This is a genomic window from Thermomonas fusca DSM 15424, from assembly GCF_000423885.1.
In the GTDB taxonomy this organism is placed as follows: Bacteria; Pseudomonadota; Gammaproteobacteria; order Xanthomonadales; family Xanthomonadaceae; genus Thermomonas; species Thermomonas fusca.
Window position 1 is genome coordinate 91557 of the sequence record NZ_AUIV01000009.1, and the last position, 22005, is coordinate 113561.

Here is a 22005-nt window from a genome sequence, read left to right on the forward strand (position 1 = left end):
CAAATGAAACCGTTCAATGTGTTCCCCTACGACAGCAGCATCGATTTCATGCGGATGCGCTGGGTGTCGGTATCGATCGCCGTCCTGCTGATGGTCGTCTCGATCGGCGCCATGGTCACGCGCGGCTTCAATTTCGCGCTGGATTTCACCGGTGGCATCGGCGTGGAGCTGCGCTACGACAAGGCCCCTGACGTCGACACGGTGCGCAAGCAGCTGGACGCAGCTGGCTTCGGCGGCGCGCAAGTGCAGAACTTCGGCAGCGGCAACGATCTGCTGGTGCGCCTGCAGGCCGAGGGCACCCAGGAAGGCGGCGCCGACCGGGCCAGCAGCATCGGCGACGCGGTGGCCAAGGCGGCCTCGCTGGCCGGCAACCCCGCCAGCAAGCGCAGCAGCTCGGTGATCAGCGCCCAGGTCGGCAAGGACCTGGCCCTGAACGGCATGTACGCGGTGCTGTTCGTGATCATCGGCTTCCTGGCCTACATCTCGATGCGGTTCGAGAAGAAGTTCGCGATCGCCGCCACCATCGGCACCATGCATGACGTCATCGTTTGCGCCGGCTGGTTCGCGATCAGCGGGCATGAATTCGATCTCAACGTGCTGGCCGGCATCCTGTCGGTGATGGGCTTCTCGATCAACGACACCATCGTGGTGTTCGACCGCGTGCGCGAGAATTTCCGCAGCATGCGCGCAGACCCGGTGGAGATCCTGAACAAGTCGGTCAACCAGACGCTCTCGCGTACCGTGATCGTGTCGTTCGTGGCCTTCCTGACCTCGCTGGCGCTGTACATCTACGGCGGCGACTCGCTGCGCGGCATGGCCGAATCGCAGATGATCGGCATCGTGATCGGCACGCTGTCGTCGATCTTCATCTCCGGCGCGCTGCTGACCATGGGCCCGCTGCGGGTGAGCAAGCAGGACCTGATGCCGAAGGCGAAGGACCACGCCGAGCTGGCGCGTCGTCCTTAAGTGCCTGCTTTTGCCCCGCCTAGTGCGGGGCGAAGGACAAAAGAAGAGGCCGCGCAGTGATGCGCGGCCTCTTCGTTGGCGACGGGCGGCGGGATCAGCCGAACGCGGCGGCGTAGCCGGACTGCACGATCACCTTCTGCAGCTCGATGCTGAGCTTCTGGTTGCCGGCCAACAGCTGGCGGCTGTGGATGCCGCGCGCGTCCATCGGGCCGGTTGCTGCGCCCTTGAAATCGCTGACCCGGCCGCCGGCTTCGCGCACCAGCAGCACGCCGGCGGCGATGTCCCACGGCTTCACGCCGGCCTCGAAGTAACCGTCGCTGCGGCCGCAGGCCACGTAGGCGAGGTCGAGCGCGGCCGAACCGGTGCGGCGGATGTCTTCGGCGCTGCGCAGCAGTTCACGCACGCATTCCAGCTGGGCCGGCGCGCTCGCGCGCTCGCGCGGGGCGAAGCCGGTGCCCAGCATCGCGCCGTTCAGGTCCTTGCGCTCGGAGACGCGGATGCGGCGGTCGTTGAGCACCGCGCCGCTGCCGCGGCTGGCGGTGAACAGCTCGTTGCGCAGCGGGTCGAAAATCACCCCGTGCTGCACTTCGCCCTGCTCGACCATGGCGATCGACACGCACCAGTGCGGGAAGCCGTGCAGGTAATTGCTGGTGCCGTCGAGCGGGTCGATCACGAACAGCGTGCCGCCCTTGCGGCCCTGCGCGCCACCTTCTTCGCCGAGGAAGCCGGCGTCCGGGAAGGCGCGGCGCAGTTCCTTGACCACCGCCTGCTCGGCCTGCTCGTCCACTTCGCTGGCGTAGTCCAGGCGGTCCTTCTCGATCACGTTGATCGCGTCGAGCCGGTTCATGTTGCGCAGGAGCACGCCACCGGCCGCTCGGGCTGCCTTGACCATGACGTTGACGACGGGTTTTTGCATGGCGAAAGCGCCTCGATCGAGTGAGGTGGAGGGGGCGACGACGGAAAAGAGCGAATCCCGGCGCAGCGGCCGGGTTGCAAAGTTTACCATTCGCACATGAATGCATCATCGAACACCGCACTCGCCGACCAGCTGCGCATCGTCCTCGTCGGCACCCAGCACCCCGGCAACATCGGATCCGCGGCGCGGGCGATGAAAACCATGGGGCTGTCCAAGCTGGTGCTGGTCGCGCCGGAAAAGGCGCCGGACCGCGATACCCAGGCCATGGCCGCCGGTGCGGACGACCTGGTGGAGGCCGCGCCGGTGTTCGCCACCCTGGCCGAGGCGGTGGCCGACTGCCGCTGGGTACTCGGCGCCACCGCGCGCAGCCGGCGCATCCAGCTGGAGCCGCTGCACCCGCGCGATGCCGGCGCGCGGGCGGTGCTGGCGGCGGCCAGCGGGCCGGTGGCGCTGGTGTTCGGGCGCGAACGCACCGGCCTGGACAATGACGAGCTGCAGCTCTGCCACGCGGCGGTGCACATCCCGTCCGACCCGGCATTCAGTTCGCTCAACCTTGCCGCGGCGGTGCAGGTACTCAGCTACGAGCTGCGCTGCGCGCTGCTGGGGGAGGCCGGCAGCGCCGCCCCGGAGGCCGTGCGCACGCCGCCGCCGGGCGAAGGTGTCGCCTCGCATGCCGAGCTGGAAGGCCTGTTCGGGCAGCTGGCCGAGACGCTGGACCAGATCGATTTCCACAAGGGGCGCGCGCCGGAGTCGGCGATGCGCAAGTTGCGACGCCTGTACCTGCGCGCCAACCTCGACAGCGCCGAGATCCGCCTGCTGCGCGGCGTGCTGGCCGATGCCCAACGGATGGCGCGTTTGGCCGGAGAGCGTTCAAGCGACGGCAAAATCGGTTAGCCTCGTCGCCGGGAAGAAATGGGGAATTGTCCGCATCCATGCGCCGCCTGATGCCAGCGCTGCTGTGCCTGTTGCTGGCGTGGGCGCCGTTTGCCCGCGCGCAGGGCACGCCCTCCGCGGATGACGCCAGCGTGCTGGTGCTGGGCAGGGTCAGCGACGACCCCAAGGCGCACTACGACCAGCTCAAGCCGCTGCTCGACTATGTGATTCCGCGGATGGCCTCGGTCGGCATCCGCAGCGGCCGCATCCTGATGGCCAAGGACCTGCAGCAGATGACCAGTTACCTGCGCCGCGGTCGGGTCGACTGGATCAACGAGACCGCCGGCAACGCCGCCCTGCTGGAATACCGCGACGTCGCCCGCTCGCTACTGATCAGCGAGCGCGAGGGCGCCACCCGTTACCACAGCCTGTTCTTCGTCCGTCGCGACAGCCCGGTGCAGTCACTGCAGGATCTTGCCGGGCGCAGCGTGGCGTTCCAGAGCCCGCTGTCGACCAGCGCCTACTTCCTGCCGGCGGCGCAGCTGCTGGAGAACGGCCAGTCGCTTGAGCTGCTGCTGTCGCCGATGGACAAGCCGGCGGCGGACCGGGTGGGCTACGTGTTCGCCCGCACCGAACTGAACATCACCACCTGGGTGCACAAGCGGATGGTCGACGCCGGGGTGCTCAGCAACCTGGACTGGATCAATCCCGCCCGCATGCCGCCGACCTTTTCCCAGGATTTCCGGGTCATCGCGCGCACCCCGGACGTGCCGCGCGCGCTGATACTGACGCGTCGCGGCATGGATCCCAGAGTGGAGGCCCGGTTGCGCGAGGTGCTGATGGATGCGGCCAACGACCCCGAGGCCGTCGAGGCGCTGCGGCGGTTCATGGACACGGTGCGGTTCGTGCCGATCGACGATGACGAACGCCGCGCGCTGGAGCAGCTGGCAACCGGCGTGCAGCGCGTGCGCGCGGAGGTCGAGTGAAGCGAACCGGGTTGAACCTGCAGTTGCGCTTCCAGGTCGGGATCCTGGTGGTACTCGGCATCGTCGTGCTGATGATGGTGATGCTGTGGAACCGCCAGCAGAGCAGCCAGCGCGAAATCGTGGGCATCGCCCGCCAGAGCACCCACTCGCTGCTGTCCGAGCAGATGCGGGCCGGTGGCGAAGCGCAGGTGCGGCAGCTCGCCGACGCGCTGGCCAACCCGCTGTACTACTTCGATCTCGACGCGATCGGCATCCTCACCCGCAGCGCGCTGCGAGTGCCTGACGTGGATTACGTGCTGGTCTACGACCCCAAGGGCCGCATCCTGCACGACGGCTCGGGCGACATCGCCGCCTTCGGCCAGCCGATGAACGACGGCTTTGCCGCCGAGATCGTCGCCGCCAAGGGGCCGCACACCCGCCAGACCGACGAACTGCTGGATGTGTCCTACCCGATCACGATCGGCGACGAACGCCTCGGCGGCGTGCGCATCGGCTATTCGATGACAACCGCGGTGCGCGCCGAGGAACGTGCGCTGGACGGGCTGCGCGCCGGCTTCGACGACGTCAATCAGCGCAGCCTGAACTGGTTGCTGCTGCTGTGCTGCGCGTTCGGCACGCTGGCGCTGATCGGCGCATGGGTGCTGCAGCGGATGCTGGTCAAGCCGATCCGCATGCTCGGCGATGCGGCCCGCCAGTTCGAGGCCGGCGACTTCGAATCCCCGGTGCCGGAGAGCCGCCGCAAGGACGAACTGGGCGATCTGATCCGCACCTTCGGGCGCATGCGGGAAAGCGTGGTTCGACACGACCGCGACATCCGCCGGGTCGCCTACAGCGATGCCCTGACCGGGCTGTCGAACCGGCTCGCGTTCCGCGAATCGCTGGAGCAGCGCCTGCGCGAGCAGCAGGGCACCGGCTGCCAGCTGGCGCTGCTGTTCGCCGACATCGACGACTTCAAGCGCGTCAACGACACCCTCGGCCACGAGGCTGGCGACGAGGTGCTGCTGCAGGTCGCCGCGCGCATCGAGCGCGCGGTGCTGGCGGTGCAGGATGCGGATGCCCTGGTGGCGCGGTTCGGCGGCGACGAATTCGTGATCCTGCTGCAACCCGGCGGCCCGGAACCCGATGGCGACGTGCGCGGCAAGGCGATCCGGCTGGCCGAGGCGCTGGTGCTGTCGTTGAGCGAGCCGATGCTGCTGAACGGGCGGCAGGTGCTGCTGGGGACATCGGTGGGCGTGGCGATCTTCCCGGACGATGCCGGCAGCGCTTCCCTGCTGATGAAGAACGGCGACATCGCGATGTACCAGGCGAAGATGGCGGGCAAGAACTGCTACCGCTTCTACAGCCGCACCATGGATCAGGCGATCGAGCGGCGCGTGCGCATGGAGCACGACCTGCGCGGCGCCTGGGAGCGCGGCGAGCTGACCCTGGTCTACCAGCCGATCTACCGCACCCGCGACCGCGTGCTGGTCGGCGCGGAGTCGCTGCTGCGCTGGAACCACCCGGAAGACGGGGCGATCGCGCCTTCGGTGTTCATCGACGTGGCGGAACAGAGCGGCCTGATTGAGGCGATCGGCCTGCTGGCCCTGCGCAATGCCTGCCACGAGGCGGCCAGCTGGCCGGTTCCGGCCGGCGCCGGCGAGGCGCCATTCGTGTCGGTCAACGTGTCGGCCCGCCAGCTGCGCAGCGGCGACCTGCTCCAGCAGGTGGCGGACGCGCTGCAGCAGAGCGGCCTGCCGCCGGAGCGGCTGCACCTGGAGCTGACCGAAACCGCGGTCATCAGCGACGAGGCCAATGCCGCCGCGCTGCTGGCGCGCCTTCGCGGGCTGGGCGTCAAGGTGTGGCTGGACGACTTCGGCACCGGCTATTCCAGCCTCAGCCACCTGCGGCGGGTGCAGGTGGATGGGCTGAAGATCGATCGCAGCTTCATCACCGACCTGCTGCGCGACCCGGATGACCTGGCCCTGACCAGCGCGATCGTGGCGATGGCGCATTCGATGGGCGTCACCGTGGTGGCCGAAGGCGTGGAGCGGGCGGGGCAGTTCGAACTGCTGCGCGAGCGCGACTGCGACCTGGTGCAGGGCTACTGGCTGGGCCACCCGATGGGCGGGCCGGAATTCGTCGCCCAGCTGGGCTGACAGCAGCGGCGCGCGGCATTATTGCGCGCTCGCGCGGCCTGTGACTCAGCCGTCGCCTTCGATGCGGGGTTGCTGCGGGTCGCGCTGCAGCAGCAGCTTGTCGATGCGTGGCCCGTCCAGGTCCACTACCTCGACCCGCCACGGGCCGATCCGGAAGTGCTCGCCCACGTGCGGGATACGGCCGAAGCGCGCGATCACCAGGCCGGCGGCGGTGCGGTATTCCAGTTCGTCGGCGTCGGCCAGGCGCTCGCCGGTCAGCTCGCGCAGCTCGTCCACGTGCAGGCCGCCGTCCACCAGCAGCGAGCCGTCGTCGCGGGTCACCACCAGCGCTTCCTCGTCGTCCTCGCCTTCGCTTGCGGTCTTGAGCCGGCCGATCACCGCGTCAACGATGTCGCTGACCGTCACCATGCCCTGGATGTCGCCGTACTCGTCCACCACCAGCGCCAGCGATTGCTGCTCCTCGCGCAGGATCTCCAACAGCTTCATCGCGTGGGTGGACTCGGACACGAACAGCGCCGGGCGCAGGTCGCGGAACAGCTCTGGCTGCGGCCTGCCCAGTTCGTCCAGCAGGGTTTTCACTTCCAGCACGCCGGCCACGTCGCTGTCGTCGCCGCGGTAGACCGGGTAGCGCGAGTATTCGTGCTCCTGCATCGTCGTCAGGTTTTCCGCCAGTGGCGCGGAGGCGTCCAGCCAGGCGATGCGGGTGCGCGGGGTCATCAGGCTGTCGGCGGTGCGGTCGCCCAGGCGCATCACCCGGTTGAGCATGTTGCGCTCGTCGAGGTCGAACACGCCCTGTTCGTGGCCTTCGCTCACCAGCAGCTGGATTTCCTCTTCGGTGATCTGCGAGCCGTCGCGGCCGTCGACGCGCAGCAGCCGCAGCAGGGCGCGCACGGTGGCGCTGAGCAGCCACACCACCGGACTTGCCAGCCGCGACAGCCAGTGCATCGGCAGCGCCACCGCGGCGGCCAGCCGTTCCGGCGCCAGCAGCGCCAGCCGCTTCGGCAACAGTTCGCCCAGCACGATGCTGAGGTAAGTGATCAGGCCGACCGCCAGTACCGTGCCGAGCGGGCGGGCATATTCGCCCAGGGTCGGCGCGTCCCTGGCCAGCCATTCGCCGATCAGCGCGCCCAGCGCCTCGCCGCCGAGCATGCCGGTGAGGATGGTGATCAGGGTCAGGCCCACCTGCACGGTGGACAGGAATTGTTCCGGGTGTTCGGCCAGTTCCAGTGCTTTGTGGGCGCCCCGGCTGGTGGTGGCCTGCTGTTTCAGCCGCCCCTTGCGCGAGGTGACGACGGCCATCTCCGACAGCGCGAAGAAGCCGTTCAGCAGGATCAGGGCGAGGACGATCAGCAGCAGTTCCAGCACGGGGCGTTACCGGGCGCAGGCGGCGGAGTGGAGCGGGGAAGCCGGGCGGGGCACGGCGCGTCGGCCGCGGCAGGATGCGCGGCTAGGGCAGGGGCATGACGGCGGCGGAGGATGATCGTCCATGGGCTGCGCAGGAGCGCGGGGGCATCATAACAGGCCGCGGTGGCGGCTCCGTCCTCTGCCCGCGCGAGAACCCGGGCGCGGGGGGGTCAGTGCCAAGCTGTCACGCGGGCGTCATAATTGCGCATTATCTTTGCAACCGTTTTTTCATCTTCACCTCAACTCCAGACCCGGGGCCACCACCCATGTTCTCCCTGCAAACCATTTTCGGCTCCGGCGCGCAGTTCTACTCGCTGCTGGACGACGCGGCCACCGCCGCCCACGACAGCGCCAAGGCGCTGCACGCGATGATGAGGGAGGGTGACCGCCAGCCCGCGCTGGACGCCTTCAAGCTGGCGCGCCTGCGCGAGCGCACCGCCGCCGAGAAGATCAGCCAGGCGCTGGTGGACAGCTACATCACTCCGATCGAGCGCGAGGACATCGAGGCGCTGGGTTCGGCGCTGCACAAGATCCCCAAGCAGATCGAGAAGTTCGCCGACCGCTATGCGCTGGCCACCCAGCATCTGGCCCACATCGACTTCGCCCCGCGCGCGGCGATGCTGGAGCAGGCCGCCGAGGTGGTGGTGCAGATGGTGGACGAGCTGGAGCGGATGAACCTCGACCGCATGACCAAGCTCAACGAGAAGCTGCGTTCGATCGAGAACGAGGCCGACCGGCTGATGCTGGAGCTGTACCGGGAGATCTATTCCGGCAAGCTCGACAGCCTGCAGATGTTCCTGCTCAAGGAGTTCTTCGAGATCCTGGAAAAGGCCATCGACCGCTGCCGCGAGGCCGGCGTGGTGACCTACCAGATCGTCCTCAAGAACAGCTGACGGGACCGACGTCATGCTGACGCTTGTGCTTGTGGTGATTTTCGCCGCGCTGGTGTTCGAATTCATCAATGGTTTCCACGACACCGCCAACTCCATCGCCACGGTGGTGGCCACCAAGGTGCTGTCGCCGGCGCAGGCGGTGATGCTGGCGGCGGCAACCAACCTGATCGGTGCGCTGATGGGCACCGCGGTGGCCAAGACCATCGCCTCCGGCCTGATCGACACCGAAGTCGTGCAGGTGACCTCGCAGGTGATCCTGTGCGCCCTGCTGGGCGGCATCGTCTGGAACCTGATCACCTGGTGGAAAGGCCTGCCGTCGTCGTCGTCGCACGCGTTGATCGGCGGCCTGATCGGCGCGGCGCTGGCGGCGTCGCACAACGACTTCAACGCGCTGATCTGGTCGAAGACCCTTGGCGACTGGACCCAGAACAAGGGCATCCTGTGGAAGGTCGTGGTGCCGATGATCAGTTCGCCACTGGCCGGGTTCCTGCTCGGCATGCTGGTGATGGTGGCGCTGTGGGCGCTGATCGCCGGCCTGTCGCGGGCCGGCGGATGGCTGGGGCGGCTGGCGCGACCGAATTTCGTCAACAAGTTCTTCGGCAAGGCGCAGATCCTGTCGGCGGCCTACATGGGTTATGCGCACGGCCACAACGACGCGCAGAAGACCATGGGCATCATCGCCCTGACCCTGTTCGGCGCCGAGGCCAGCGGCGCGCTGGACGACCTGCCGGGCTGGCTGGGCTTCCTGCATCCGGGCAATGCCGGCGAGCAGGACATCGCCACCTGGATCGTGCTGGCCTGCGCGCTGGTGATGGCGGCCGGCACCGCCTCGGGCGGCTGGCGCATCATCAAGACCCTGGGCCACAAGATGGTCAAGCTGCACCCGATCAACGGCTTCGCCGCGGAAACCAGTTCGGCCACCATCCTCACCGTGGCGGCGCACTTCGGCATGCCGGTGTCCACTACCCACAGCATCTCCACCGCGATCATGGGCGTGGGCTTCGCCAAGAACCCGCGTGCGCTGAAGTTCGGCGTGATCGAGCGGATCGTGTGGGCGTGGATCCTGACCATCCCGGCCGCGGGCGGCATCGCCTACGGGCTGCTGCGCCTGCTGGAGGCGCTGGGCTGGGCCTGAGCCTGCACTGCGACCGCCGGATAGCGGCAAAACGGAAAGCGCCGGCCAGTGCCGGCGTTTTCTCGTTGCCGCACGGGGCGATGTCTACAGCAGGTCGCCGCCGGCCGACATGCGGCGCTCCATCTCATCGCCGGTACCACCGATTTCCAGCACCAAGCGGTCGATCTCCGCCGCGTTGAGGCAGTCGTACGGGCGGTTCTCGCACAGCTGCAGGTAGGGCACGCCGTCCAGTTCGCCCACCGCCAGATAGCCGACCCGGCTCTGCCAGTTGAATGCCAGTGCGCGGCGGGCGTCCATGCCGGTGGTCGGCGCGATCGCAGTGCTGACCCGCAGGTAGTTGCGGCCGTCGTCGTCCTGCAGCTCGGCCAGGAAGATCGCCTGGTGGCGCTTGCCCTGCGCCAGCGACAGCTCCACGCAGGCCACGAACGGGTCCAGCAAGGTCAGCCGGTAACCGGAGGACACCAGGTGGCTGCGGATCTGCTCGAAGTTGTTCATGGCGGGCGGCGATCAGCGAGGGGTGTCGGGCTATGCTAACCCGGAACATGAAATCGACGCCGACCACGCCCGAGCAACGCATCCTGGCCGCGATCCGCGCGGTGCCGCGCGGGCAGGTGGCCGGTTACGGCGCCATCGCGCGGCGCGCCGGCCTGCCCGGACGGGCGCGGCTGGTGGCGCGCATCCTCGGCCAGAACGAGGATCCGGGGCTGCCTTGGCACCGCATCCTGCGTTCCGACGGGCGTATCGCGTTCCCGCCGGAATCGGTGGAGTTCGCCGAACAATGCCGGCGTTTGCGTGCCGATGGCGTCGAGCCCCGCAACGGTCGGGTTCGCATGCCGGAGGATGAAGGGACGCTGGATGCAGCCCTGTGGGCGCCGCGCTGAGCGGCTATGATGCGCTGCAATGTAATCGGAAAGCCGCACGGATGCCGTTCAATCTTCCCCGCGTCACCAAGGCGCTGCTGATCGCCAACGGCGTCGGCTTCCTGCTGCAGTGGCTGCTCGGCAACCAGCGGCTGATCACGCTGATGCTGTGGCCCTGGGGCGATGTCGACTTCGACCCGGCCGGTGCGGCGCCCGCGTTCATGCCCTGGCAGCTGCTCAGCTACAGCTTCCTGCACGGCGGCTTCATGCACCTTGCCTTCAACATGCTGGCGCTGGCGATGTTCGGCGCGCCGCTGGAGTACACCTGGGGCGAGCGCCGCTTCCTCACCTATTACCTCGTCTGCGTGGCCGGCGCCGGTGTCTGCCAGCTGGCGGTCGGTTCCTATGCGCTGGCGCAGGGCGCCGATCCCTATCCCACCATCGGTGCATCCGGCGGCGTGTTCGGGCTGCTGCTGGCCTACGGCATGCTGTTCCCGCACCAAAGGGTGATGCTGCTGTTCCCCCCGATCCCGATGAAAGCGCGCACGCTGGTGATCGTCTATGGCCTTTTCGAACTGGGCGTGGGCATCACCGGCCTGCAGCCGGGCGTGGCCCACTTTGCCCACCTCGGCGGCATGTTGTTCGGCTGGCTGCTGATTCGCCACTGGCGCGGCCAGCCGCCGTTCGGCGGGCGCGGGCGCGGCGGGCCGAAGATGCGGATCGTGCGCTGAAGCTGCGTTCCGCCACGGGCCACGCCGCAGCGGCGCGCCTGCTGCATCAATTGAAGACGACGACGCGGGTTTCCGGTTTCGGCTGCATCGGCGTACCGGCCTTGCAGGCATAGGCGGTGCCGAAGGCGGGCTGCTGCATCACTGTGGCGTTGGCGCGCCACGGACCCGGGGCGCGCACGTCCTGGCGGGCGCGGATCTCGGCTTCGTCGCGGGTGACCTGTTGCGCCCACAGCTGCGCCCAGCCGGTGTAGAAGGCCCTGTCCGCCTGTGAGCCGCCGTCCGGCCGCGTCGCAACCAGCGCGGCATGGGCCAGTTCCAGGCCGGCCAAGTCGGCGATGTTTTCATCGCGGGTGAGCGCGCCGTCCACCCGGGTGCCGGTCAGGCCGGGATAGGGCAGGCCGGCATACAGCGCCGTCACCTTCTGCGCCAGTGTCTCCCAGGCGCCGGTTTCGGTGGGGCTCCACCAGTCGCGGATCTCGCGCTTGGCATCGATATGGCGGCCGCGGCCATCGATGGCGTGGCTGAGCTCGTGGCCGACCAGCGCGCCGAATGCGCCGAACTGGGCATCGGCCGGCATCGCCGCGTCCAGCACCGGCGCCTGCAGCATGGCGGCGGTGACAATCAGGCGGTTGTGGGCGAGGTCGTAGGCCAGTGCCGGCTGCTGCGGCAGCACGTCCCAGCGGCGGTTGGCGTTGCCCTTGCCGATCCGCTTCATCTCCTGGCGATGGCGCCAGGTGGAGGCGATCAGCATGTTGCCACCGAAGCTGCCGCGGCCCATCGGCTGCACGGTGTAGTCGAGGTCGTAGCGCGGGGTGCCGATTTCGATGCGCAGGCGCTCGAGCTTCTTGCGCGCCTCGTCCTTGGCGGCCTCGCCCAGCAGGCTGCCGCCGGCGACCTGCCTGACCAGCGCATCGCGGATCTGCTCGGCGATGGCTTCGGCCTGCTTGCGGGTGGCGTCCGGCAGGTGCGCGGCGGCGTACTCGCGGCCCAGCATCGGGCCGGCGGCCAGGTTGATCGCGTCCAGCGTCTGCTGCCAGCGCGGCGCGGGTTCGGCCTGGCCCAGCAGGACCTTGCCGCGGAAATCGAACGCGGCCTGTCGCCAGGACTTCGACAGATAGGGCGCCATCGCATCGCCCACCCGCCAGCGCAGGTAGGCCTGCCACTGGCTGGGCTTGAGCGTACCGACCAGCGCATCGAGCTGGGCGAACATCGCCGGGTTGGCCAGCGACACGGTGTCGTCGTGCACGCCCTGCACCTGCAGGAACGCATCCAGCTGCAGGTTGCGGTACTGCTTGCCCAGCCCGGCGGTGGCCACCGGCGCGAAGGTGTTGCGCGGATCGCGCAGCTCCACCAGCGGGCGCGCCGTGGTGGCGATGCGTTTTTCCAGGTCCAGCACCAGTGCGGTCTGGGCTTCGATGTCCTTCTGCGCCACGCCGGTCAGGGCGAGGATTTTGCGGATGTAATCGGCGTAGCGTGCGACCAGCGCCTTGGTATCGGCGTCCTCGCGGGTGTAATAGGCCGGATCGGGCAGGCCCAGTCCGCCCTGGCTGAAGTAGCCGAGGTGGCGGTCGAGGTCGCGCAGGTCGATGTCGGCGCCGAAATGGAAAGCGACCGGGATGCCGACCTGGTGCAGCGCGGCGATGGCCGGCGCGATGTCCTTCGGCTTGCGGATCGAATCGATGCGCTTGAGCAGCGGCGCCACCGGCGCGGCGCCGTCGCGCTCCACCGACGCTTCGTCCAGGCCGCTGGCCCAGAAGTCGCCCAGCAGCTTCTGCACGTTGTTTTGCGGCGCGCTCATGGCCGCGTCCAGCAGGTCGCGCTGCTGTTGCTGCGCGCGGGCGGTGAGCTGGCCCAGCGCTGAAATGGCACCGCTTGAAGGCATCGGGTTGGCGGCCAGCCAGCCCTTGTTGGCTTCGGCATAGAAATCGGTGCAGGCCGGGGGCGTCGCTGCTTTCTTCGACGCCGGCTTCTTCTTCGCGGCCATGCCGGCGGGCGAGGCCAGTCCGGCGGCAAGGGCGATGACCAGGGCGATGGCAAGCGGGCGCGGTGTCGGCATGCGGTGGATCTCGTTCGCGGGGGAAGCGCCCGAGTTTAGCAGCGGGTTCCGACGCTGCCGGCGACGCCGGTTCAGCGCGACTTCACCGGATGCCGGGGCGCCCGCCCGCGTGTTGGTGGCGCGGGCCGGAACCTGCTGCACTGGACTTGCCGCCCGGCAGCGGCTAGGTTTCGTCGCTTGCCTTCCCGACGAGGATGTCCGATGTCGAACCCTGTCAAAGCCGTGCCGCAGCTGACCCTGCGTGCGGTGATCCTGGCGATCGTTCTGGCGGTGATCCTGTCCGCCGCCAACGCCTACCTCGGCCTGTTCGCCGGCTTGACCATCGCCACCGCGATTCCCGCAGCGGTCGTCTCGATGGGCGTGCTGCGGCTGCTCGGCGGCGGCACGATTCTCGAAAACAACATCGTGCAGACCGGTGCGTCCGCGGGTTCGTCGATCGCGGCGGGCGTGATCTTCACCATCCCGGCGCTGATCATCCTGGGCTACTGGGACGACTTCAAATATTCCTGGGTGCTGGCGATCGCCGGCCTCGGCGGCCTGCTCGGCGTGCTGTTCTCCGTGCCGCTGCGGCGCTCCATGATCGTCGAGGAGCCGCTGCCGTTCCCGGAAGGCAAGGCCGCCGCGGAGGTGCTGAAGGCGGGTGAGAACCCCGGCCCCGGCCTGAAGATCCTCGCCCTGTCGGCGACGCTGGGCGGCCTGATCAAGGCGGCTGCCGCCAGCGGCATGCGCCTGATCCCGGATACCGCTGCGGGCGCCGGCTTCTTCGGCAAATACCTGGGCTACATGGGCACCAACCTGTCGCCGGCGCTGCTGGGCGTGGGCTACATCGTCGGCCTCAACATCGGGATCGTGGTGGTTTCCGGCTCCATCCTCTCCTGGCACATCGCCATCCCGCTGTACCACATGTTCTTCCTCGACACCGACCCGGCGCTGGCCACCAGCATCGCCGGCGCGGGCGCGGAGGACATCGCCGGCGCGATCTGGTCGGCAAAGATCCGCTACCTCGGCGTCGGCGCGATGCTGATCGGCGGCGTGTGGACGCTGTTCTCGCTGCGCAAGTCGCTGCTGTCGGGCGTGCGCAGCGGCATCGCGGCGGCGCGTAAGGGCAGCGGCGAGCAGGTGGCCGAGACCGAGCGCGACCTGCCGATGAAGTGGATGCTGGTGGCGCTGATCGCCTTCGTGGTGCCGCTGCTGCTGCTGTACCAGGCCATCGTCGGCATGTGGAGCGTGAGCATCCCGATGGCGATCATCATGATCGTCGCCGGCTTCCTGTTCGTGTCGGTGTCGGCCTACCTCGCCGGCCTCGTTGGCTCCTCCAACAACCCGGTGTCCGGCATCACGATTGCCACCATCCTGTTCGCCTCCGCGGTGCTGCTGGTGCTGCTGGGCGAGGGCGGCAAGATGGCAGTGGGCGCGTCCGGCGCGCCGCTGGGTGCGGTGGCCGCGATCATGATCGGCGCGGTGGTGTGCTGTGCGGCGGCGGTCGGCGGCGACAACCTGCAGGACCTCAAGGCCGGCTACATCGTCGGCGCCACCCCGTGGAAGCAGCAGCTGATGCTGGGCATCGGCGCGTTCTCCTGCGCGCTGATCATGGCGCCGGTGCTGAACCTGCTGGCGCAGGCCTATGGCATCGGCGCGCCGACGCCGGAGCATCCCAATTCGCTGTCCGCACCGCAGGCCACGCTGATGGCCTCGGTGGCCAAGGGCATGTTCGGTGGCGAGCTGCCGTGGACGATCATCGGCATTGGTGCGGTGGTCGGCGCGGCCATCATCGCGCTCGACGAATGGCTGAAGGCCACCGGCAAGACCTTCCGCGTGCCGGTGCTGGCCGCGGCCATCGGCATCTACCTGCCGCTGGAGCTGATGGTGCCGATCTTCCTCGGCGGCCTGCTGGCCTACCTGGTGGAGAAGCGCCACGGCCTGGTCGGCAGCCACGACGAGGCTGCACGTGATCGCCTGCATCGCCCCGGCACCCTGTTCGCGGCCGGCCTGATCACCGGCGAGGCGTTGATGGGCATCTTCATCGCTATCCCGATCGTGCTGTCCGGCCGCGCCGACGTGATTGCCGCGCCGGAGAGCCTGCAATTCGGCAAATACGTCGGTCTTGCCGTGCTCGCGCTGGTTGCCTGGTTGCTGTACCGCACCGGCGCCAAGGCCAACCCGAACGCCTGATCCACCGGACGCCCGCGCGGGCGTCCTCATTTTCCGCTGCACGGGACCATCGCCATGAAGCTCCGCCACGCCCTTCTTCCGCTCGCCCTCGCCCTGTCGCTGCCCACCGCCGCGAACGCCGCCCAGCGCGGCTTCGAAGTGCGCGACATGGCCTACATGGACCGCCATTCCGCGCCCACGCTGTCGCCGGACGGCCGCGTGCTGGTGTTCGCCAAGCGCGTGGTCGACAAGCAGGCCAACAAATCGGCGACCACGCTGTGGATGCGCAACCTGGTCACGCGCGACAACGCGCCGCCCAGGCAGGTGTCGCCGGAAGGCTGGAACGTGAACTCGCCGGCGTTCTCGGCGGACGGCAGGACGCTGTATTTCATGAGCGCGAAGTCGGGTTCGATGCAGCTCTACGCCATGCCGGCCAACGGCGGCGCGGCCAAGCGGCTGACCGACTTCGCCATTGACGTGGATGGCTACAAGCTCTCTCCCGACGGCAGGCAGGTGGCGCTGGCGTTCGCGGTGTTCCCGGACTGCAAGGCCGACCTCGCCTGCACGAAGAAGAAGCTCGATGACGAGGCGGCGCGCAAGAGCACCGGCCTGCTGTTCGACCGGATGTTCATCCGCCACTGGGACGCGTGGAACGACGGCCGCCTGAACCGCGTGTTCGCGGCGACGCTGGGCGAGGGCATGCTGACCTCGGCGACGCTGCTGAGCGGCGACGTCCACGGCGACATCCCGTCCAAGCCGTTCGGCGACCTGTCCGATTTCGCGTGGTCGCCCGACGGCAAGTCGGTGGCGATGAGCGTGCGTCAGTCGAACCGCGAGGAGCCGTGGAGCACCAACTTCGACCTCTGGCTGGTCAATGCCGACGGCAGCGGCGCACGCAACCTGACCGCTGCCAACAAGGCCTGGGACGCCGGCCCGGTGTTTTCTGCCGACGGCAAGACCCTGTACTACCGCGCGATGGCGCGCCCGGGCTTCGAGGCCGACCGCTTCGCGCTGATGGCGATGGACATCGCCACCGGTAAGGCGAAGGAGATCGCGCCGCGCTGGGATGCCTCCGCAGACGGCATCACCCTGTCCGCCGACGGCAAATGGATCTACACCACCGCGCAGGAGCTGGGCCAGCATCCGCTGTTCCGCGTCTCGCTGGCCAATGGAGAGGTAGAGGGCGTGGTGAAGGACGGCAGCGTTTCGGCCTTCGACCTGGCCGGACCCACGTTGGCGTTCTCGCGCAACACGCTGAAGACCGGCGATGTCATCGCCACCACCAGCGCCGACGGCAAGGTGCCGATCCGCGCGATCACCCCGTCGGCCTCGCAGATGCTGCCGGACGTGGCCTGGGGCGACTTTGAGCAGTTCAACTTCATCGGCTGGAACGGCGAAACCGTGCATGGCTACGTGGTCAAGCCGTGGAACTTTGAACCCGGCAAGAAATACCCGGTCGCCTTCTTGATCCACGGCGGTCCGCAGGGCAGCTTCGGCAACGGCTGGAGCTACCGCTGGAACCCGCAGACCTACGCGGGCCAGGGCTACGCGGTGGTGATGATCGACTTCCATGGCAGCACCGGCTACGGCCAGAAGTTCACCGACGCGATCAGCGGCCACTGGGGCGACCGCCCGCTGGAAGATCTGCAGAAGGGGTGGGCCGCGGCGCAGCAGAAGTACGCATTCCTCGACGGCGACAAGGCCTGCGCGCTCGGCGCCAGCTACGGCGGCTTCATGGTCAACTGGATCGCTGGCAACTGGACGCAGCCGTGGAAGTGCCTGGTCAGCCACGACGGCGTGTTCGAGAACAACGCCATGGGCTACGCCACCGAGGAGCTTTGGTTCAGCGAGTGGGAGAACGGCGGCACGCCGTATGACAACCCCGCCAGCTACCAGAAGTTCAACCCGGCCAACCATGTCGCCAACTTCAAGGTGCCGATGCTGGTGATCCACGGCCAGCAGGACTTCCGCATCCCGGTGGAGCAGGGCATCGCGCTGTTCACCGCCAACCAGCGCAAGGGCGTGGCGTCGCAGTTCCTGTACTTCCCGGACGAGAACCACTGGGTGCTGAAGCCGCAGAACAGCGTGCAGTGGCACGACACGGTCAACGCCTGGCTGAAGCAGCACATCGGCCAGTAAAACGGCAACAGCACAAGGGCCGGGTTCGCCGCAGCGGCGTGCCCGGGCCATCCACACCCGCGCACGACAGGCGTGGCGGCAGCGGCGAGCTGGTGCCGCAGGCAACCCACAGGAAATCCAAGGCATGACGGCAGCGGTACTCCCCGCCCCCTTGATCGACAACGACATCGTCATTTTCGGGCTGATCGCAGGCACGCTGGGCCTGGTGTTCTGGACCGCGTCCAGGCCGGGCGGCTGGCAGCGCTTCTACAACATCGTGCCGCCGCTGCTGCTGTGCTACCTGTTGCCGGGCATCTACAACTCGGTCGGCCTGATCGACGGCGCCAACAGCCAGCTCTACAACCCGGTTGCCAGCCGGGTGCTGCTGCCGGCGGCGCTGGTGCTGCTGACCCTGTCGGTGGACCTGAAGGCGATCCTGCGGCTTGGGCCCAAGCTGCTGGCGATGTACGCGGCAACCTCGGCCAGCATCATGCTGGGTGCGGTGCTGTCGTTCCTGGCGATGCGCGCGATCGCGCCGGAAACCATGGCAGGCGACACCTGGGCCGGGATGGCGGCGCTGGCCGGCAGCTGGATCGGCGGCGGCGCCAACATGATGGCGATGAAGGAGATCTTCGACGTCGACGCCACCACCTTCGGCCAGTTCGCGGTGGTCGACGTGGGCGTGGGCTATGCCTGGATGGCGCTGCTGCTGTTCATGGCGCAGCGCGCCGCGCGCATCGACGCCCGCAGCGGCGCCGACACCACTGCGCTGGACGACCTGAAGCAGCGGGTGGAGGCCTATCGCGCGCAGCACGAGCGGATCCCGACCCTGGCCGACATGATGGTGATCGTGGGCATCGCCTTCGGCGCGGTCGGGCTGGCGCACGCGTTGGCCGGCCCGCTGTCGGCGTGGTTCGGCGCCAACGTCGGCTGGGCCCATACGGTCAGCCTGGACCAGCCGTTCGTGTGGATCATCGGGCTGTGCACCATGGCCGGCCTGGGCCTCAGCTTCACCCGCGCGCGCGCGCTGGAAGGCGCAGGCGCGTCGACCATCGGCACCTTGTTGCTGTATTTCCTCATTGCCGCGATCGGCATGCAGATGGAAATCGGCGCGCTATTCGACAAGCCGCTGCTGTTCCTGCTCGGTGTGGTCTGGCTGGGCATCCACATCGTCCTGCTGTGGCTGGTCGGGCGGTTGCTGAACGTGCCGTTCTTCTATTTCGCGATCGGCTCGCAGAGCCATATCGGCGGCCCGGCCAGTGCGCCGGTGGTGGCCTCGGCCTTCCATCGCTCGCTGGCGCCGGTGGGCGCGCTGCTGGGCACGCTGGGCTATGCCACCGGCACCGTGCTGGCCTATTTCACCGGGCTGATGCTGCGCGCGCTGGCCGGCGCCGGCTGAAAACTTCGTTGCCCGTCATGGGGGCGGCTGTACCGCCCGGGAGAGAGGCCGATGTTTCATTCCAGGGAACCACAGTACCGCGTCGGCTACACCGGCCCGGAGCGCCGTCGTGGCGAACGCCGTATCAACGCCGAGCGTCGGGAGATGATCCGTTTCGACCTTGATCGCGGCGAGCGGCGCAGCGGCAAGGATCGTCGCCACCATGGCTGGGACTCGGCCCCCTCGCGCTAGAGCCAGCCGATCCGGCGCAGGTAGCGGTACAGCAGCACGCAGAACAGCGCCACCACGCCGATCAGCACCGGATAGGCGTAGCGGCCCTGCAGCTCCGGCATGTGCTGGAAATTCATCCCGTACCAGCTGGCGATGAGCGTCGGCGCGGCCAGCAGGCCGGCCCAGCCGGCCAGCTTCTTGACGATCTCGCCCTGCGCCACGGTGACCAGCGAGAGGTTAACGTTCATCGCCGCCGCCACCATCTCGCGCAGGGTGTCGATGCTGTCGCCAACGCGCGCGGCGTGGTCCAGCACGTCGCGGAAATAGGGCTTCACGTCGTCGGGGATGGCGAATACCGGCGTGCGGATCAGCTGCGACAGGATGTCCTGCATCGGCGCCACCGACAGCCGCATCTGGGTCAGTTCCTTGCGCAGCGCATACAGGCGCTTGATGGTGCCGCGCTTGTAGCTTTCGGCGAACACGTCCTGCTCCAGCGCGTCCAGCTCGGCCTCGAAGTCGGAGACGATCGGCTGGTAGTTGTCGACGATGAAGTCGAGCACCGCGTGCAGGGCGATGCTGGGTCCGTGCGCCAACACCTCCGGCTCGCGCTCGAGCCGCTGCCGCACCGGCGCAAAGCTGAGGGAGGCGCCGTGCCGCACCGTCATCAGGAAGCGCGGGCCGATGAAGACGTGGGTCTCGCCGAAGCGCACATGGCCATCGATCCGCTGCGCGGTATGCGCGGCGATGAACAGGGTGCTGCCGTAGGGTTCCAGCTTGGGCCGCTGGTGCGCGTGATGGGCGTCTTCCACCGCCAGATCGTGCAGGGCGAATTCTTCCTGCATCGTGTCCAGCAGCGATTCCTCGGGTTCGTACAGGCCCACCCAGACGAAGCTGCCGTCGTCGATGGCGAGCACGTCGCTGATCTGTTCGATGCTGATTTCGCGGCGTTGGCCGCTGCGGTCGTAGGCGGCGCAGTTGACCACGCAGGCGGGTTGGAGGGGCGGGCTGCTCATCGCCGCATCCTGCCTGCGCGGATCCGGGCCATCAAGCGCGGACAAGACGCGACCACAGCCGTGCGAACGCCAGATGCAGCGGCAGCAGCAGGGCGATCCAGTGGCCGTTGCGCTGTGGCACCGCCTGCAGCCACAGCGGCAGGCAGGCCAGTGCCGCCAGCACCGCCACCGCCAGCAGCAGCGCGCGGAAGCGCGGCGAAGGCAGGCGCCCGCGCAGCAGCGCCCAGGCCCCCGGCAGCAGCAGCAGGCACAGCGGGTTCATCAGCAGCAGGTTGCGGTTGGCCCACAGCGCGCGGTGTTCGGTAAACGCCCAGCTCAGCGCCAGCACCGCGCCAAGCAATCCGCACAGCAGCCAGAACCCGCCGGCCAGTCCCGCCAGCGTGCGCGGGTAGCGCCGCCCGAGGCCCAACACGAGCAGCGCCAGACTCGCGCCCACCAGCAGCCACGGCCACAGCGGCAGGGCCTGTTCGACCGGTTCGGCGGTCTGCCCCTGCGGCAACAGCTCGATTTCTGCCGCCACCAGCGGGCGGCCGTCGGCGCGGGTCACCTTGCGTAGGTCGTCGGCCAGTCGGCGCGGCAGGAAGCCTTGCTCCCAGCGGGTCAGCGCGCGGTCGCCGAACGGCCCGATGGCGATGTCGAAACCCAGCCACATCAACGGCGCCGGCGCGGCCAGCCGCAGCGATTCGCTGCGGTAGGTGTCGCCGCTGGAGCGCCCTTCCAGCTGCCTGCGCAGGCGTCCGTCCAGCGCACGGTCGAGTGCGTCGCGCACGCGGGTGGCGCAGTTGTCGGTGTAGTAATCGTAGCGGTAGCGCGCGTTCTCGGGCCTGGCGTTCTCGGCCAGGTCGGCGGCCAGCCGGCGCGCCTGTGCGGGCTCGAGATCCAGCCATTGCAGGCTCGCGCCGCGGCCGACCTCGCGGTAATAGGCCAAGTCTTCTTCCAGCGGCAGCGCCACCAGCAGATAGCGCATCTCGCCTTTGGCGAAGCGTTGGGCGAAGCCGTCCTCCTGCAGGTCGAAGAAGCCGAAGTTGTAGCTGACCGGTCCGGGCTGCGCGGGGTCGTCGACCACGATGGCGTCGTGGCCGAAACGCTCCCAGAAGATATCGCCGGGACCCATCGTCACCACGCCGATGCGCGGGGTAGGGGGCGTCTGCGCCAGTGCGTTGCCGGCAAGGCAGGCGAAAAGAACGGCGGCCAACAGCAGCCTGGCGATCCCCATCCTCAGGTGCGCCGATCCCGCCATCGCGGGAGCGGTCACGCTACGGTTCCGCATGCACGCCCACGTGCAGCGCCAGCAGCCGGCGCGCGTCGGCGCGGGCCACCCGGAATGTGAAGCGGCCGAGGGTCAGCTCCTCGCCGGCTTCCGGCAGGTGGCCGATGGCGGCGGTGAGCAGGCCGCCGATGGTGTCGTACTCGTCCTCGGCGAAGTCGGCGCCGAAACGCTCGTTGAAATCGTCGATCGGGGTCAGCGCATCGACCACGAACTGGCCGTCGGCCTGCGCCGCGATCAATACGCCCTCGTCGGCGGCATCGTCGTGCTCGTCGTCGATGTCGCCGACGATCTGCTCCAGCACGTCCTCGATGGTGACCAGCCCGGCCACGCCGCCGTATTCGTCGATCACGATGGCCATGTGGTTGCGCGACTGGCGGAACTCGCGCAGCAGCACGTTGAGGTTCTTGGATTCCGGAATCAGCACCACCGGGCGCAGCAGCTCGTGGATGCTGGCAGGGCCGTTGTCGGTCACTACCCCGCGCAGCAGATCCTTGGCCAGCAGGATGCCGAGGATCTCGTCCTTGTCCTCGCCGTGCACCGGGAAGCGCGAGTGGCCGGATTCCACCACCTGACTCATCAGGTCGAGGAACTTGCCGTCCGCCGGCAGCGCCACCATCTGAGAGCGCGACACCATCACGTCGCCCACGGTCATGTCGGCGATGTTCACTGCGCCTTCCATCATCCGCAGGGTATCGGGGCCGATCAGGCCATCGGCCTGCACGTCGCGCAGCAACTCGATCAGGTCCTCGCGGCTGGTCGGCTCGCCGGACAGCGCCGCACTGATGCGCTCCAGCCAGGACCGGTGCGGTTTTTCGGCGGGTTTTTCTTCAGAGTCGGCCGGGAGCCGACTGTCGTCCTCGGACATGGGGCGTGGGGGCCTCGTGGTTGC

General features: G+C 68.5%; 18 protein-coding genes and 2 pseudogenes. 13 read left to right on the forward strand and 7 right to left on the reverse strand.

Annotated features, from left to right (window positions below; translation table 11 throughout):
- The first annotated feature begins 3 nt into the window (after positions 1-3).
- Positions 4-966: a protein translocase subunit SecF gene (gene secF, locus G582_RS0105175; RefSeq protein WP_028838918.1), complete on the forward strand. Its 963-nt coding sequence runs from the start codon at positions 4-6 to the stop codon at positions 964-966.
- 94 nt (positions 967-1060) lie between these two features.
- On the opposite strand, the gene G582_RS0105180 is transcribed toward secF, so the two are convergent.
- Positions 1061-1882: an inositol monophosphatase family protein gene (locus G582_RS0105180; protein WP_028838919.1), complete on the reverse strand. Its 822-nt coding sequence runs from the start codon at positions 1880-1882 to the stop codon at positions 1061-1063.
- 96 nt (positions 1883-1978) lie between these two features.
- Between G582_RS0105180 and G582_RS0105185 the strand changes: the two genes are divergently transcribed.
- The 4 genes and pseudogenes from G582_RS0105185 to G582_RS18650 form a co-directional block, all read left to right on the forward strand.
- Positions 1979-2776, forward strand: a complete 798-nt coding sequence (locus tag G582_RS0105185; RefSeq protein ID WP_028838920.1) for an RNA methyltransferase — start codon at positions 1979-1981, stop codon at positions 2774-2776.
- A 38-nt stretch (positions 2777-2814) separates the two neighbouring features.
- Entirely contained in the window at positions 2815-3741 is a 927-nt protein-coding gene (locus G582_RS0105190) for a phosphate/phosphite/phosphonate ABC transporter substrate-binding protein (RefSeq protein ID WP_028838921.1), read from the forward strand.
- A 650-nt stretch (positions 3742-4391) separates the two neighbouring features.
- A pseudogene (locus G582_RS18645) lies at positions 4392-5063 on the forward strand (diguanylate cyclase domain-containing protein); the annotation flags it as partial.
- A gap of 69 nt (positions 5064-5132) precedes the next feature.
- A pseudogene (locus G582_RS18650) lies at positions 5133-5876 on the forward strand (putative bifunctional diguanylate cyclase/phosphodiesterase); the annotation flags it as partial.
- A 45-nt stretch (positions 5877-5921) separates the two neighbouring features.
- Here G582_RS18650 and G582_RS0105200 read toward each other — a convergent pair.
- Positions 5922-7241 (reverse strand): hemolysin family protein, encoded by a 1320-nt coding sequence (locus G582_RS0105200; RefSeq protein WP_028838923.1) that lies wholly within the window; start codon positions 7239-7241, stop codon positions 5922-5924.
- Positions 7242-7546: 305 nt separating this feature from the next.
- Between G582_RS0105200 and G582_RS0105205 the strand changes: the two genes are divergently transcribed.
- Both G582_RS0105205 and G582_RS0105210 read left to right on the forward strand, forming a co-directional pair.
- Entirely contained in the window at positions 7547-8173 is a 627-nt protein-coding gene (locus G582_RS0105205; RefSeq protein WP_028838924.1) for a DUF47 domain-containing protein, read from the forward strand.
- A gap of 13 nt (positions 8174-8186) precedes the next feature.
- On the forward strand, positions 8187-9308 hold the full coding sequence (locus G582_RS0105210; RefSeq protein WP_028838925.1) for an inorganic phosphate transporter: 1122 nt from the start codon (positions 8187-8189) through the stop codon (positions 9306-9308).
- 84 nt (positions 9309-9392) lie between these two features.
- Here the strand turns inward: G582_RS0105210 and G582_RS0105215 are convergent, their stop codons facing one another.
- On the reverse strand, positions 9393-9803 hold the full coding sequence (locus G582_RS0105215) for a hypothetical protein (protein WP_028838926.1): 411 nt from the start codon (positions 9801-9803) through the stop codon (positions 9393-9395).
- A 47-nt stretch (positions 9804-9850) separates the two neighbouring features.
- Between G582_RS0105215 and G582_RS0105220 the strand changes: the two genes are divergently transcribed.
- Together G582_RS0105220 and G582_RS0105225 are read left to right on the forward strand one after the other, a co-directional pair.
- Complete coding sequence (locus G582_RS0105220; RefSeq protein ID WP_051246763.1) at positions 9851-10189, forward strand: MGMT family protein; 339 nt, start codon at positions 9851-9853, stop codon at positions 10187-10189.
- 41 nt (positions 10190-10230) lie between these two features.
- Positions 10231-10899, forward strand: coding sequence for a rhomboid family intramembrane serine protease (locus G582_RS0105225; protein ID WP_028838928.1), 669 nt, complete (start codon positions 10231-10233; stop codon positions 10897-10899).
- A 46-nt stretch (positions 10900-10945) separates the two neighbouring features.
- Here the strand turns inward: G582_RS0105225 and G582_RS0105230 are convergent, their stop codons facing one another.
- The gene (locus G582_RS0105230) at positions 10946-12955 is read right to left on the reverse strand and encodes a M13 family metallopeptidase (protein WP_028838929.1); all 2010 of its coding nucleotides are present in this window, start codon (positions 12953-12955) and stop codon (positions 10946-10948) included.
- A 201-nt stretch (positions 12956-13156) separates the two neighbouring features.
- On the opposite strand from G582_RS0105230, the gene G582_RS0105235 reads away from it, so the two are divergent.
- From G582_RS0105235 to G582_RS17465, 4 genes are all read left to right on the forward strand, one after another.
- Positions 13157-15127 (forward strand): OPT family oligopeptide transporter, encoded by a 1971-nt coding sequence (locus G582_RS0105235; RefSeq protein ID WP_028838930.1) that lies wholly within the window; start codon positions 13157-13159, stop codon positions 15125-15127.
- A gap of 54 nt (positions 15128-15181) precedes the next feature.
- Positions 15182-17245 (forward strand): alpha/beta hydrolase family protein, encoded by a 2064-nt coding sequence (locus G582_RS0105240; protein WP_028838931.1) that lies wholly within the window; start codon positions 15182-15184, stop codon positions 17243-17245.
- A gap of 124 nt (positions 17246-17369) precedes the next feature.
- Positions 17370-18623 carry a DUF819 family protein gene (locus G582_RS0105245; RefSeq protein ID WP_028838932.1) on the forward strand — a complete coding sequence of 418 codons (1254 nt, stop codon included), beginning with the start codon at positions 17370-17372 and terminating at the stop codon, positions 18621-18623.
- A gap of 51 nt (positions 18624-18674) precedes the next feature.
- Positions 18675-18854: a hypothetical protein gene (locus G582_RS17465; RefSeq protein WP_083960981.1), complete on the forward strand. Its 180-nt coding sequence runs from the start codon at positions 18675-18677 to the stop codon at positions 18852-18854.
- Here G582_RS17465 and corA read toward each other — a convergent pair.
- The 3 genes from corA to G582_RS0105260 are packed head-to-tail and all read right to left on the reverse strand — an operon-like array spanning position 18851 to position 21981.
- Complete coding sequence (corA, locus tag G582_RS0105250; RefSeq protein WP_028838933.1) at positions 18851-19846, reverse strand: magnesium/cobalt transporter CorA; 996 nt, start codon at positions 19844-19846, stop codon at positions 18851-18853. The genes G582_RS17465 and corA overlap by 4 nt on opposite strands.
- 31 nt (positions 19847-19877) lie before the next feature.
- A complete protein-coding gene (locus G582_RS15625; protein ID WP_083960983.1) occupies positions 19878-21116 on the reverse strand; it encodes a lipoprotein N-acyltransferase Lnb domain-containing protein in 1239 nt (412 codons plus the stop codon).
- A complete protein-coding gene (locus G582_RS0105260) occupies positions 21103-21981 on the reverse strand; it encodes a CorC family transporter (RefSeq protein ID WP_028838934.1) in 879 nt (292 codons plus the stop codon). Before G582_RS0105260 ends, G582_RS15625 begins: the two co-directional genes overlap by 14 nt.
- Between the last annotated feature and the right edge of the window lie 24 nt (positions 21982-22005).